Consider the following 13,184-nt stretch of genomic DNA (forward strand, 5'->3'; position numbering starts at 1 on the left):
CTCTACAAACATGAATTTCAGTAACGACAAGGCAATATACATACAGATGGCCGACCGCCTTTGCGACGAGATAATAGCCGGCACATACAAGGACGACGACCGCATTCCAAGCGTAAGGGAATATGCCGTGATGCTCCAGGTGAACACCAACACCGCGGTAAAGGCATTCGATCAGTTGGCCCGCGACGGCATAATATACAACAAGCGCGGACTAGGCTACTTCGTGACAGCCGGAGCTTCTAAGGAGATAAAAAAAGCACGTAAGGCAGAATTTATGAAACAGACCCTGCCCGAACTCTTCAGACAGATGCAGCTCCTGGACATAACGATAGAAGACATTCAGAAAAAATGGCAGCAGCAATAGCACCATTAACATTATTTATACTATTATTTGCAGCTTTTTGGTGACAGATAGCGTCAAACGAATGAAAAAACAAATTGTACATAACTGAATAAAAAATGATTCATCTAAGAGACATAAACAAAACCTACCAGGGAGCGCAGCCGCTTCACGTGCTGAAAGGCATAAATCTCGACATAGAGAAAGGAGAGTTCGTATCCATCATGGGTGCGTCAGGATCGGGAAAGTCAACACTGTTGAACATACTCGGTATACTCGACAACTACGACTCAGGCGAATACAGGCTTAACGACGTGCCCATCTGGAACCTAAGCGAGACACGTGCGGCAGAATACCGCAACCGCATGATAGGCTTTATCTTCCAATCGTTCAACCTCATCCCGTTTAAGACTGCTGTGGAAAACGTGGAGCTGCCACTGTTCTACCAAGGAGTGAGCAGGCGAAAACGTCACCAAATGGCAATGGAATATCTCGACAAACTCGGTCTCGCCCAATGGGCAAACCATTATCCCAACGAGATGTCGGGAGGTCAAAAGCAACGAGTGGCCATTGCAAGGGCTCTGATAACAAAACCACAGATAATTCTTGCCGACGAACCTACCGGCGCCCTTGACTCTAAGACCAGCGTTGAGGTAATGGACCTGCTGAAAAATCTCAACCGCGACGAAGGCATTACCATTGTCGTAGTGACTCACGAAGGCGGTGTGGCCAACGAGACAAACAAAATCGTCCACATCAAGGATGGTCTCATAGGTAACATCGAGGAAAACTTCGACCATCATGCGAATAGAGGATTTAAGTAGGCAAGTCTACTCGTCAACAAAAAAACAACAATATGATTGAACTCTTTAAGGAAATATGGAGCACGGCCAAGAGAAACAAGCTCAGGACATCGCTCACCGGATTTGCAGTGGCATGGGGCATATTCATGATCATATTCCTGCTCGGAGCCGGCAATGGGCTCATCAATGCGCAGCTTGACCAACAGAGCAGACACCTCGCCAACTCAATTAAGATTTTCGGAGGACAAACATCCAAACCATTCAAGGGTCTGGAAAAGGGCAGATTCATTACGCTGAAAGAAAGCGACGTGGAAATAACAGACAAGACCTTCAGCGACAACACTTCAAACGTAGGGTCGGAAATTTCCGTAAACGGGATAAACATCTCACTCGGCGACAACTACATATCAGCCCAGAGCCTCAACGGTGTCTACCCTTCTGACAAAGACATTAACAGAAGAGAGATGATTACCGGACGATTCATCAACGACATCGACATGAAAGACCGACGCAAAGTGATTGCCCTATGGCAGACACAGGCGAAAGAACTCGACAAAAACCCCGAAAGGCTTATTGGAAAGCATGTGAAAGTGGGAGAACTGGCATTTATGGTGGTGGGCATAGTGAAAGACGACAAGCAAGGTCAAAACAATACGGCCTTCATTCCATACACCACGTTGAAAACGGTATACTCAAAAGGCGACCAGGCTGGAAACATCCAGTTTGAAATAGAAAATCTCGTGACTGAAGAGCAGAATAAAGAGTTTGAAAAAAATTACCGAGCACACATCAACATCCAGCATAATGCCGCACCCGACGACGAGTCGGCCATGTATATATGGAACCGGTATACACAGAACATTCAGATGCAGACTGGTATAGGAATCATACGGACCGCGCTGTGGGTTATTGGCCTCTTCACACTCCTAAGCGGAATAGTGGGAGTATCGAACATCATGCTTATCACGGTAAAGGAGCGCACAAAGGAATTCGGAGTAAGAAAGGCCATTGGCGCCAAACCATGGCAGATACTGAAACTGATAATTACCGAAAGTGTAATAACGACGGCTCTGTTTGGATATATAGGCATGTTGTGCGGCATAGGCGCCAACGAATATATGAACGCCACAATTGGCCATGAGGTGGTAGACACAGGATTGTTCCAGGCTTCGATGTTCCTCGACCCCACAGTTGGTCTCGACGTTTGCATACAAGCCACTCTCGTAATTATCATAGCCGGCACCATAGCGGGACTCATACCAGCCATAAAGGCGGCAAGGGTAAGGCCGATAGAAGCGTTGAGAGCGGAGTAAAAACTTTAAATATATAAAAATGGTATGAAGTTTGACATAGATAATTATCGGGAGATTATCGACACCATAACCCGAAACAAGACGAGGTCGTTTCTCACGGGATTCGGAGTGTTCTGGGGCGTGTTTATGCTCATATTCCTCATTGGAGGAGGAAAGGGCTTAAAGGAGATGCTACAGAAAAACTTTGCGGGGTTTGCCACTAACTCTGCTATGGTGTGGACACAGAACACAACAAAACCATACAAGGGATTTCGCAAAGGACGATACTTCTCCATGGTGGAAAAGGACATGGAAAGACTTAGGCAACATGTGCCAGAACTGGATGTAATCACACCGGTGATGTTTGGAGGCACTAAGGATGCCGTGGTAGGCGACAAGTCGTTTACGGCAAATATCTCGGGAGTGAGTTTCGACTATCCCGAAATCAATCCGCCAATAATGTTCTACGGACGATTCCTCAACGAAATGGACATACGCGAAGGAAGAAAAGTGTGTGTCATAGGAAAGGAGGTTTACAAGAAACTCTTCCCTGGGGGCGGTGACCCTTGCGGAAAGTCCATAAGAATTGACGGTACATATTATAAGGTAGTGGGAGTAGACTACAAGGTGGACGGAATAAACATCAACGGGCGTCCCGACCAGCTTGTCACAATACCATACTCGCTGTTCAGAAAGATATACAACTCTGGCGACCAAATACACAGCCTTGCTGTCACAGCCAAGCCAGGAGTGGTGATGAGTTCCATAACCGACCGCATGCGAACAGTGATAGCCAGGGCACATACCGTAGATCCTACCGACGAGAAGGCCGTGACGCTTTTCAACACAGAGCTACTCTTCACCATGCTCGACAACCTGTTTAATGGAGTTAACTTCCTTATATGGCTCATTGGTATAGGAACTTTGCTTGCCGGTGCCATAGGAGTTTCAAATATCATGATGGTGACAGTGAAGGAGCGCACAACAGAGATAGGAATACGACGCGCCATCGGAGCTACTCCAAGAATGATACTCTCGCAGATTTTGTCAGAAAGCATCCTTCTTACTGCCGTGGCGGGAATGAGCGGAATACTATTCGGAGTCAGTCTCCTACAGATGCTTGAACTGGCCAACACCTCCGACGGCATCCTCACAGCCCACTTCCAGGTGGGATTCTGGACTGCCATAGGCGCAGCCCTTATCCTAAGTTTCCTTGGAGGACTCGCCGGACTCGCTCCTGCATGGAGGGCAATGAGTATTAAACCTGTGGATGCCATGAGAGACGAATAAATTGAAAATTGAAAATTGAAAACAAAAAAAATACAAGATATGAAAAAGTACAGCAAACTGATTATCGCGGTTTTCATCGCAATAGTCTTCATCGGAACATTCGTGTTTCTCTACAAAAAATCACAACCACAACCTGTAGTCTACAATGAATTTACACCATCTGTCACCGACATCAACAAGACAACGGTGATAACAGGAAAGATTGAGCCACGAGACGAGGTGAGCGTGAAACCACAGATTAGCGGCATCATCACCCACCTTTATAAAGAAGCGGGCGACAAGGTGCAAGAAGGTGAAGTGATTGCCAAGGTAAAAGTGATTCCCGACATGGGACAACTTTCTTCAGCTGAAGCCCGCGTCAGACTGGCAGGCATCAACCTCAAACAGGCAAAAGTGGACTTCAAACGTGAAAAGGCACTTTATGACCAGAAACTCGTGTCGGACGAAGAGTTTGACAAAATAAAGCAGACACTTAAACAGGCCGAAGAAGAAGTGGCAGCTGCAAACGATGCACTGGAGGTAGTACGCGACGGTGTGTCGAAAAGCAATGCCAATGCAAGCTCAACACTCATCAGATCAACCATCTCAGGCATCATTCTCGACATTCCAGTGAAGGTGGGAAACACCGTGGTGCTAAGCAACACATTCAACGACGGAACAACAATAGCCACCGTGGCTGACATGAACGACCTCATCTTCCGCGGAAACATCGACGAGACAGAAGTTGGACGACTCGTACAAGGCATGCCCATGAAGATAACCATCGGTGCACTACAAGACCTGAAATTCGAGGCCACCCTCGAGTATATCTCGCCGAAGGCTGTGGAAAACAACGGAGCCAACCAGTTTGAGGTAAAGGCTGCGGTGAAAAGCGTCGACGGAGGCAAGATTCGTTCTGGATACAGTGCCAATGCCGAGATAGTACTCGACAAAGCCACTAAGGTAACAGCCATTCCCGAGAGCGCCATCGAGTTCAGCAACGACTCCACCTTCGTCTATCTTGTAAAGGGAACGGCAGAAAACAAGACCTACCAGCGAGTACCTGTCACTACAGGCATCAGCGACGGTGTTAACATTGAGATAAAGAAAGGCGTAACCGTAAAGGACAAGGTGCGCGGACCACAAAAGGTGGCCGACAATAACAAGTAAAGGATAAAAAAGATGAAAGCAATAACCATATTTTCAGCATTTCTGCTCACAGCGGCTCCCGTCTTCGCACAAACGAAGACGTGGACACTGCGTGAGTGTATCGACTACGCCATCGACCACAACATCCAGGTCAAGCAGCAGAAGAACACTACAAGACAACAGCAGATACAACTCGACGACAACCGCGGCAACCACCTTCCCACAGTTGACGCATCTATAGGCCAGGACTTCTCCTTCGGACGTGGCCTCACTGCACAGAACACTTACGAAAACTCCAATACAAGCAACACATCGTTCAAACTCGGCGCCTCGGTTCCCATCTTTATGGGCAACAAGATTGTCAACGCTGTAAAACTATCCCAGCTGAACCTCGACGCATCGCTTGCCGATCTCGAGAAGGCAAAGGACGACATACGCACACAAGTGGCCAAGGCATACGTCCAGATACTCTACGACATGGAAGTGAGCGATGTAGCACAAAGACAGATAGCCATCGACTCAGCACAAGTATACAGACTCCAGAGAATGCTTGACGCGGGAAAGGCAAGCCCCGCAGAGGTATCAAGACAAAAGGCCACCCTCGCACAGAGCAAGCTGACAGCCACCAACGCCCAGAACAACTGCCGCCTGTCGCTGCTCACGCTGAGCCAACTGCTTGAACTACCCACGCCTGAAGGCTTCGCCATCGAACGTCCCGACATTTCATCCATAGCTGTTGCTGCCAATGACGCAAGCTGCACTCTGCCCTCCCCCGACCTCATCTACTCTGAAGCTATAGGCATCAAGCCACAGGTGAAGGCAGAGCAGCTGCGCCTTTCAGGCACTGAATATAACATCAAGATAGCACGTGCCGACTACTTACCCTCACTATCGTTCTCGGCAGGCCTTGGCACCAACTATTACACTACCTCCGGATTCACTGCCGACTCATTCGGCAAACAGCTGAAAAACAATTTCAGCCAGTATCTCGGTCTCAACCTTTCCATACCCATCTTCAACCATTTTTCCACACGCAACAAGATTCGCACCGCAAAGATAGACCGCGAGAACCAAATGCTAAGACTGGAGAATACGAAGAAAGACTTGTACAAGGAGATACAACAAGTGTACTACAACGCGGTAGCTTCACTCTGCAAGTACACCAGCAGCCTTGAAGCCAAGAAAAGCAACGACGACGCCTTTGAACTCACAAAGGCAAAATATGAAAACGGCAAAGCCACACTCACGGAGTTTAACGAGCAGAAAAACAATCTGCTAAAGGCAGAGAGCGACTTAGTGCAGGCAAAGTACGAATACCTCTACCAAACCTCACTGCTCGACTTCTATCGTGGACGTCAACTTACATTTTAAATCTCTCTCTTATATAACTGAAGAGGGCGGAAAGCTGTGAAGCTAACCGCCCTCTGTTTCTTAATCAGAAGTACCTGTCAATTAGGGAAGGCTGATTGCCTCAGAAGGACATACATCAGCGCAAGTGCCGCACTCTGTGCAGACATCAGGATTGATTGAATACTTCTCGCCCTCAGAGATTGCTCCTGCTGGGCACTCATCGATACATGTACCGCATGCGATACAGTCATCACCAATTACATAAGCCATAATAATATTCTTTTAAAAATTAATACCAAAAAATTATGATGCAAAAGTACGCATAATTTTTGAAATATACCACATTTTAAGTAGATAATTTTTATATTTATACAAATTCAAAATAATCTACAACACAATAAAATGTGTCATCCTTTCGTTTTAATTAGTATGAAAAGAATTGCAACTATCATATTCATAGCTTGTTTGACGGCTATTTCAGCTATCGCACAAGACAGGCAGGTGGAAAACAAGCCATACATCGACTTGCGTCCGCTGCATTTCGGCATTCACGTCGGATTTCACACACAGGATATTGAATTCAATAATGTAGGACCTCAAACAGTGACGCTGCCCGACGGTTCTACAGCCACCCAGACCATTGTGTGCGATGCCGACAAGTGGAATCCTGGACTTAGTGTGGGAGTATTGGCCGACATGCGCATTTCTGACTATCTCTCATTCCGTTTTGCCCCAACAATGCATTTCGGAGCAAAACACCTCGTGTTCAGAAACCTTTCTGCCACCGACGAGGAGGGACGTCCAATGGAAACCACACAAGACATGAAAAACACATACGTATCGCTACCTCTCGACCTGAAGTTCAGTTCCAAGAGATATGGCAACTACAGACCTTATCTTGTAGCGGGACTTAATCCCATGCTCAATCTCACTGCAAAGAGCGAGGACATAGTACAATTGAAACGCTACGACACTTTTGTGGAAATAGGATTCGGATGCGACCTTTATCTTCCATTCTTCAAACTCATTCCCGAACTGAAGTTCTGCTACAGCCTCTCCAACAGCCTCAATAAAAATCATGCCGACCAGCTGAAAGACGAGACACTAAAGGCTTACGCCAACTCGGTGTCAGCCGGTCACAGCAAAATGATCATACTCACATTTTATTTCGAGTAAGAAATGATGAGTGAGATGAATTATTCCAATTTCAACGTTATTTTTCCGACAAAAGCACCGTGTTTGCCATTCTGGTCTACCGGTATGGACTTGCCTTCGGCATTATCCACCCACTCCATTTCCTTCATATAAGTATGGGAATGACCACCGAGTACAATGTCAATACCAGTAGTGGAAGATATGAGTACTTGGTCGTCGATATATTCCGGTGCAAGTTTCCATCCAAGATGTGAGAGACATACAACTATATCACATCGCTCTTTATCTCTCAGCACGCTTACCATCTCCTTAGTAGCCTGAATAGGATCGATATATTTCACGCCGGCAATATTTTCCTTCATCACCAGTCCTTCAATTTTTGGTGTGAGCCCAAATACACCTATTCGTACACCATCGCGCACCACTACACAATATTTTTTTATCACATCCTGACAAGGAGTGCCTGTAAAGTCGCAATTGGAGCATACTATAGGAAACTTTGCCTGGCGGGCAAGCCTTGCGAGATTGTCGAGTCCGAAATCAAATTCATGGTTGCCTATGGTTGCCGCATCGTAGCCCATGATGTTCATGAGTCCCACCTCCACATCTCCCTTATACATAGTATAAAAGGTGGAACCTTGCGAGAAGTCACCGCTGTCGAAGAGCAGAATGTCAGGATTTTGCTCGCGCAACTGCTTTACCATCGTTGCCCTACGCACACACCCTGCCTTTCCTGCAGCCTCTTTCACCTTTGAAAATTTGCTCACAGGTTCAATGGTACTGTGAGTGTCGTTAGTATGTAAGATCACAATCTGTTTCTGAGCCTTGGCAACTACCGAAACAGCCAAGACAAAAATTAAAAATATGCTAATCCTTTTCATTCTTCATTTTTATTTTTCACCCTTCACTACCACCCTTCCTTCAATCTTTGCATCCACCACAATACCATTTTTTTCCATCGTGCGGAAGTAGTTGCTGATAATGTGGCGCATATCGTTAGACTCGTCAGAGGGGGAATTGATATCAAAATGTTTTGCAAATGCCGACATTCGGTCGTTACCTTCAGACAGATAGTCGATGGTGGCTATGCGGTAAGACTTGTCGTCGTCAATGTCTTTTCCGTCGATAGTGGCACTGAGCAATTTTCTGTCGGCAGAAATACACATTCTCACAGAGTGGCTCACACCTTCACCTCCAACGGCCGCAATTTCCCTGAAGAGTTGTTTCACGTCAGTTCCCTTTAACGAGAGGAAGCAAATCTTGTTTTCAAACGGAGCCACTTCCAGCACATCGCCGAAGGTCACCTCACCCATTGGCAGTGAAGCCCTTATACCTCCCATGTTATACACGCCAAAGTCGGCAGTTTCTCCATAAGCGGAGGCAGACCATACGAGAATGTCTGACAGAAGGTTAGACAGCAAGCTTTCAGGCCGGTCGCTGCTCATGGTGCGGGCAAGATGTCCCACGACCGGACGCATGATACTGTCGACACTTGCCTTATAAGGCGAGAGAAAATCCACAGCCTCCCTGTCAGGATTGCTGTCGAATGTAGAGTCAACCACCACAACAGAGCGTTCAACACTAATGATATTCCGTTGTCCGGTGCAAGAGACCGAAAGGCATAAAAAAGCCACAACGGCAAAAAAAACTTTGATTACCCTCATGATTTCACGAAATTTGAGTGCAAAAATAGCAAAAAAACTCGCAACAAACAAAAAAAATAAGATAAAAGTGCTGAAATTCAAGAAAATGTAGTACCTTTGCAACCGCTTTCCGGCGTAATCGCTGGCAGGAAGTAACGAGTTGCCTGTTATGTTGCGTTGGAACGATAAACAAATTTAATTTTATACAAACAAATGGATTTAATTAAAGTTGCTGAGGAAGCATTTGCAACCGGCAAGAAGTTCCCAGAGTTCAAGTCTGGTGACACTGTAACAGTCGCTTACAAAATTATCGAGGGTTCAAAAGAGCGTATCCAGCTCTACCGTGGTGTAGTAATCAAAATCGCCGGTCATGGCGACAAGAAGCGTTTCACCGTTCGCAAGATGTCAGGAACTGTAGGTGTAGAGCGTATCTTCCCTATTGAGTCTCCAAACATCGACAGCATCGAAGTGAACAAGATTGGTAAGGTACGTCGTTCCAAGCTCTACTACCTTCGCAATCTCACCGGTAAGAAGGCCCGCATCAAGGAGAAGCGCGTCAGCACTGCAAAGGCTTAATCGATTATTATGTCTAAAAGCAATAAAAGAGAGGCGACACCGAAAGGTGTTTGCCTCTTTTTTATGTATCGCTGCCAATGACCTTGTTGTCTGTGTCGCCATGGACAGCTTCCTTGAAAGAGTCCCAATCCTGGAATCCCACAAATAGCGAGAGGCGGTCGAGCACGTCTTTGCTTGGTTTTTCCTTGCCTTGCAGAAATCCCAATACTTTTTTCAGTGCAATGGGTTTCAGTGGCTTCCAGTTTCTTTCTTTCTCAATAGCTTCTTTAAGCTTTTTGAGTTCAAACAGTTTCTTTTCCATAACATATAACAATATTTTATCTTTCAAACATTCTTGCCAAAAACGCCTGCGACCATCGATTCTGTGAACGACAGTCATCAGGCGCTAAGTTAGTTTGTCCCGGTTTGCCCAAATCACTTTGGCTTCCGAAACATGAGGCATTAAAACTTCACAGCCAAAACGCCTCAACATTTGAACCAAATTATTATAAAAAAATGATGTATAATATCGCTTAAACGTTTTTACACTATTTATTCGTTGCAAAGATACGCTTTTCAACCGAAACTTCCAAACTTTTATGAATAATTTTTTCTAAAAGGCAAAAAAAAATAGCGAGGACTTGACATCGCGTCCAGTCCTCGCATCCGTTAGGTCATTAGTTAGCAGGCGCTATCGATAGCGCGGTATTGTCTATCTCAAACCAAGTGCCATCGCATACGAGGAAGGCACGCACAGGCTGTGTGCCATCTCCGCAATTAGGCATTGAGAATGATTCCGTATATACATTATTGGCTGTAGTTGTTGTCACGGCATCCACACTGATGGTAGAACCTTTTCTGGATACAGTCAACTCAACTGTCGCTCCATCCATATCATTCATAAAGGTTTCCCAATTGTAATTGCTTGTCAATGAGAAGCCGGCATCTGGATTGGCCATCGTATTGCCCGTAGGCCACCAAGCATAGTTATCGGCACGCAGAACAAAGTACTCAAGATAACCTGTTCCCTGACGCTCCACGTCATTAGTCAATGCAATCACCCAGTTGTTCCAGTTATTACCCTTGGAAGAATGGTTGACAAACTTCAATTTGAGTTTATTGCCAGCAGGAATAGTGTATGAGTCAGAGAAAGCAGACCAGAAACCGGAAGAAAAGTCCTGTGCACCAACAATCTGAACATTATTCTCACCTTCGCCTTCATCGGCCTCATCATCATCGAGCGGTCCTACCCACTTGCCCCAATATGTCCTTTGGTTACTTGTAGTGTTATATTTACCGTAACCGGCATACACTATAGTTGTCTTGCGTGGAGTAGCTTCCCAGTCAACCTCGCGTGCGAGATACAACTTTGTATTATTAATAGTCAATACATTGTCAACGGGGTCAAAACTCCATGAATATCCTTTGTTCCAACCATCGAGTACCTTATGGTCAGCACCAAGAGTCATTGACACAGACTTCTGGATTTCACCATACTTATATTGAATAGATATGTGCTCCCACTTACCGATGAGTTCTTCCTCAGTGATAGGAGCCTGTGGCACTGCACCATAGCGCTCAGGCATCACGATAGGCCAGCCAGTGTCGGTCCAACGTATGGCACGAATGCCACCGAGCATTACAGCATTGCTATAGGCATTGCCATTATAATTGGCTGGGAAACGCTGTTGAGAGGCATAATACCAGTTGCCATTGCCATCCTCGAATACGGCGCAGTGACTGATACCCACCCAACCATTATTACCACCAAGCTGATAAGGATGAGTGACTATGGGGAATGCATCACCACCCTTATTTGTTACATCTACCCCATTCATGCTCTTATATGGACCATCGATATTCTCTGAACGCACTACACGTGTGTTATATGGAATATCCAAACCATCGTATGCCATAAAGAGATAGTAGTATCCATCATGATAGATAACCTCGGGAGCCTCAGAGCCTTGCCAGCGGCTGCTCATTTTTCGTGTATATACTCGCTTGCCGTATGCTGCCTCATTCTCTGCTCCCCATGGGTTGCCTTGTTCAGCCTTGGTCTTACCGGTCTCGGGATTGATTTCCACGGCAGCAAAACCGCTATGCCATGAACCGTAGATAAGCCAATGCTCTCCTTCTGGAGTAATGATATATGACGGGTCAATGGCGTTGTACTTATAATAGCAACTCTCCCAAGCAGTTGGAGAAACATAAATCTTAGAGAGGTCACGGTCGGAATAGTTGGTGATTACATATCCCTTGTCTTCCCATTTAGAGAGGTCGGAAGGATCGGTTGTTTCCATTACACCGATGAATGCTCTCTCGCCCCATGATGTCTTGGTTGGGTCAATATATCCTGGACAAGTTATACAATAGTACATGCGATAGAGTCCGTCCTTCACCTTGCGTGCACATGGTGCCCAATATCCAAACTGCAGGTCATCGCTGAAATTGGCTGTACTGTTTTTAAGTCCCATAGCCTTGCGTATCTCGTTGAGCTTGGGCTGCACCCATGATGGCAAGCCATACATTGTGGCACCCATATACTCCCAGTTGACGAGGTCCTTGGAGCGGCGGCACTGGAAATGTCCGTGTTTCCCATCCTTCACGTCCTCGTTATGTGGGTTACCATATCCGGCATCAGTGCAATACATATAGTAATATCCATCCTCGGCAAGCATCACCGACGGGTCATGAATATTTGCGAGATTCCACTTGGCGCGATCTGACCACGAACTACCTGCTGAGATATAATAGTCGATATATGATGGCGACTGATATTTCACGAGTTCGAGGTCGATCCCGTCAAGGATGGATGCACTCTTAATATTCGAGATGTCATTGGCTGAAGAATATTCACCATTGGCATCAGTAGTGGCTGACCACTTGTCGGCATCGCCTTTCTGCTTGAAATACAATTTTCCACCTACAGTCTGCGCCGAGCCGTCCTTTTTCTTAATCACGAGTTCTTGTGCCGAAATGGAAGCAATTCCCATCGTGCACATCAATATCAAAGAGAGGATTTTCTTGTTCATAATCACTTCAGTGATAAATTGTTATTTCTTTATGAATTTCACAGTGGTCTTACCCACGTTAAGCATATATACACCAGAGGCAAGACGAGAAACATCAACGTTTGTATGGTCGCCGCTTGTCACTGTCTTTACCTTAACAGCACCATCCGTAGAGACAACTGTAATGGCCTGACCTTCCTTACATCCTGTAATAGTAAGGTTAGCTTCAACTACGTTCGAGAGCAGAGAGATTCCGTTTTTTACCACGGCACTTGAAATACCCGTAGCGTCGAGTTTTGCAAAACTCACCTTGGTTACATCCTCAATAGTGCTATTGTCGGTCTTGACAATGCTCATCGTAGAGCTGCCGTCAGTATAGAGGATATATGCCAATTGGTTCATAAACACAGATTTACCATCCTGCGTAGTCATTGCCCATTTCAAGTCGGCGGCATTTGCTGCGGTAGTGCATAGCAGGACAAAAGCCATTAAATAGTTTCTCATAAATACTATCTGTTTGTTGTTTATATTATACAATGAATATGAAATTGAGGGAGAGGCCCGCGGGGTTAACCGCGAGCCTAAAACCTCTCAAAAAAGTCATATCATATTCT

13 protein-coding genes and 1 pseudogene are annotated in these 13,184 nt (G+C 45.9%); 8 read left to right on the top strand and 6 right to left on the bottom strand.

Going from position 1 to position 13,184, the window contains the following annotated elements:
- Window positions 1-10: 10 nt before the first annotated feature.
- From CIK98_RS13645 to CIK98_RS13670, 6 genes are all read left to right on the top strand, one after another.
- Window positions 11-364, top strand: coding sequence for a GntR family transcriptional regulator (locus CIK98_RS13645; protein ID WP_094385155.1), 354 nt, complete (start codon window positions 11-13; stop codon window positions 362-364).
- Window positions 365-459: 95 nt separating this feature from the next.
- Complete coding sequence (locus CIK98_RS13650; protein WP_094385157.1) at window positions 460-1,164, top strand: ABC transporter ATP-binding protein; 705 nt, start codon at window positions 460-462, stop codon at window positions 1,162-1,164.
- A gap of 32 nt (window positions 1,165-1,196) precedes the next feature.
- A complete protein-coding gene (locus CIK98_RS13655; RefSeq protein WP_094385159.1) occupies window positions 1,197-2,456 on the top strand; it encodes an ABC transporter permease in 1,260 nt (419 codons plus the stop codon).
- A gap of 24 nt (window positions 2,457-2,480) precedes the next feature.
- Complete coding sequence (locus CIK98_RS13660; protein ID WP_094385161.1) at window positions 2,481-3,725, top strand: ABC transporter permease; 1,245 nt, start codon at window positions 2,481-2,483, stop codon at window positions 3,723-3,725.
- A 39-nt stretch (window positions 3,726-3,764) separates the two neighbouring features.
- Window positions 3,765-4,874: an efflux RND transporter periplasmic adaptor subunit gene (locus CIK98_RS13665; protein ID WP_094385163.1), complete on the top strand. Its 1,110-nt coding sequence runs from the start codon at window positions 3,765-3,767 to the stop codon at window positions 4,872-4,874.
- A gap of 12 nt (window positions 4,875-4,886) precedes the next feature.
- A complete protein-coding gene (locus tag CIK98_RS13670) occupies window positions 4,887-6,224 on the top strand; it encodes a TolC family protein (protein ID WP_094385165.1) in 1,338 nt (445 codons plus the stop codon).
- 81 nt (window positions 6,225-6,305) lie between these two features.
- Here CIK98_RS13670 and CIK98_RS13675 read toward each other — a convergent pair whose 3' ends face one another.
- A complete protein-coding gene (locus CIK98_RS13675) occupies window positions 6,306-6,473 on the bottom strand; it encodes a 4Fe-4S binding protein (RefSeq protein WP_094385167.1) in 168 nt (55 codons plus the stop codon).
- A 159-nt stretch (window positions 6,474-6,632) separates the two neighbouring features.
- On the opposite strand from CIK98_RS13675, the gene CIK98_RS13680 reads away from it, so the two are divergent.
- A complete protein-coding gene (locus CIK98_RS13680) occupies window positions 6,633-7,379 on the top strand; it encodes a porin family protein (protein WP_094385169.1) in 747 nt (248 codons plus the stop codon).
- A gap of 20 nt (window positions 7,380-7,399) precedes the next feature.
- Here the strand turns inward: CIK98_RS13680 and CIK98_RS13685 are convergent, their stop codons facing one another.
- Both CIK98_RS13685 and CIK98_RS13690 read right to left on the bottom strand, forming a co-directional pair.
- On the bottom strand, window positions 7,400-8,239 hold the full coding sequence (locus tag CIK98_RS13685) for a bifunctional UDP-sugar hydrolase/5'-nucleotidase (RefSeq protein WP_094385171.1): 840 nt from the start codon (window positions 8,237-8,239) through the stop codon (window positions 7,400-7,402).
- Window positions 8,240-8,248: 9 nt separating this feature from the next.
- A complete protein-coding gene (locus tag CIK98_RS13690; RefSeq protein ID WP_253249746.1) occupies window positions 8,249-9,022 on the bottom strand; it encodes a 5'-nucleotidase C-terminal domain-containing protein in 774 nt (257 codons plus the stop codon).
- Window positions 9,023-9,214: 192 nt separating this feature from the next.
- Here CIK98_RS13690 and rplS point away from each other — a divergent pair, with 192 nt between their 5' ends.
- A complete protein-coding gene (gene rplS / locus CIK98_RS13695; protein ID WP_094385173.1) occupies window positions 9,215-9,577 on the top strand; it encodes a 50S ribosomal protein L19 in 363 nt (120 codons plus the stop codon).
- A gap of 61 nt (window positions 9,578-9,638) precedes the next feature.
- Here the strand turns inward: rplS and CIK98_RS13700 are convergent, their stop codons facing one another.
- The 3 genes and pseudogenes from CIK98_RS13700 to CIK98_RS13710 all read right to left on the bottom strand — a co-directional run bounded on the left by CIK98_RS13700 (window position 9,639) and on the right by CIK98_RS13710 (window position 13,074).
- Window positions 9,639-9,878, bottom strand: a complete 240-nt coding sequence (locus tag CIK98_RS13700; RefSeq protein WP_094385175.1) for a hypothetical protein — start codon at window positions 9,876-9,878, stop codon at window positions 9,639-9,641.
- Between the two features lie 931 nt (window positions 9,879-10,809).
- Window positions 10,810-12,597 (bottom strand): annotated as a pseudogene (locus CIK98_RS13705) (arabinan endo-1,5-alpha-L-arabinosidase); the annotation flags it as partial.
- Window positions 12,598-12,612: 15 nt separating this feature from the next.
- Window positions 12,613-13,074, bottom strand: coding sequence for a T9SS type A sorting domain-containing protein (locus tag CIK98_RS13710; RefSeq protein ID WP_094385179.1), 462 nt, complete (start codon window positions 13,072-13,074; stop codon window positions 12,613-12,615).
- Window positions 13,075-13,184 lie beyond the last annotated feature (110 nt).

The organism is Prevotella sp. P2-180, assembly GCF_002251435.1.
Classification (GTDB): Bacteria; Bacteroidota; Bacteroidia; order Bacteroidales; family Bacteroidaceae; genus Prevotella.

Bases quoted from the DNA above. Each gene is read 5' to 3' on its own strand.
- CIK98_RS13645 (WP_094385155.1), top strand. From the start codon at position 11: ATGAATTTCAGTAACGACAAGGCAATATACATACAGATGGCCGACCGC.
- CIK98_RS13650 (WP_094385157.1), top strand. From the start codon at position 460: ATGATTCATCTAAGAGACATAAACAAAACCTACCAGGGAGCGCAGCCG.
- CIK98_RS13655 (WP_094385159.1), top strand. From the start codon at position 1,197: ATGATTGAACTCTTTAAGGAAATATGGAGCACGGCCAAGAGAAACAAG.
- CIK98_RS13660 (WP_094385161.1), top strand. From the start codon at position 2,481: ATGAAGTTTGACATAGATAATTATCGGGAGATTATCGACACCATAACC.
- CIK98_RS13665 (WP_094385163.1), top strand. From the start codon at position 3,765: ATGAAAAAGTACAGCAAACTGATTATCGCGGTTTTCATCGCAATAGTC.
- CIK98_RS13670 (WP_094385165.1), top strand. From the start codon at position 4,887: ATGAAAGCAATAACCATATTTTCAGCATTTCTGCTCACAGCGGCTCCC.
- CIK98_RS13675 (WP_094385167.1), bottom strand. From the start codon at position 6,473: ATGGCTTATGTAATTGGTGATGACTGTATCGCATGCGGTACATGTATC.
- CIK98_RS13680 (WP_094385169.1), top strand. From the start codon at position 6,633: ATGAAAAGAATTGCAACTATCATATTCATAGCTTGTTTGACGGCTATT.
- CIK98_RS13685 (WP_094385171.1), bottom strand. From the start codon at position 8,239: ATGAAAAGGATTAGCATATTTTTAATTTTTGTCTTGGCTGTTTCGGTA.
- CIK98_RS13690 (WP_253249746.1), bottom strand. From the start codon at position 9,022: ATGAGGGTAATCAAAGTTTTTTTTGCCGTTGTGGCTTTTTTATGCCTT.
- rplS (WP_094385173.1), top strand. From the start codon at position 9,215: ATGGATTTAATTAAAGTTGCTGAGGAAGCATTTGCAACCGGCAAGAAG.
- CIK98_RS13700 (WP_094385175.1), bottom strand. From the start codon at position 9,878: ATGGAAAAGAAACTGTTTGAACTCAAAAAGCTTAAAGAAGCTATTGAG.
- CIK98_RS13710 (WP_094385179.1), bottom strand. From the start codon at position 13,074: ATGAGAAACTATTTAATGGCTTTTGTCCTGCTATGCACTACCGCAGCA.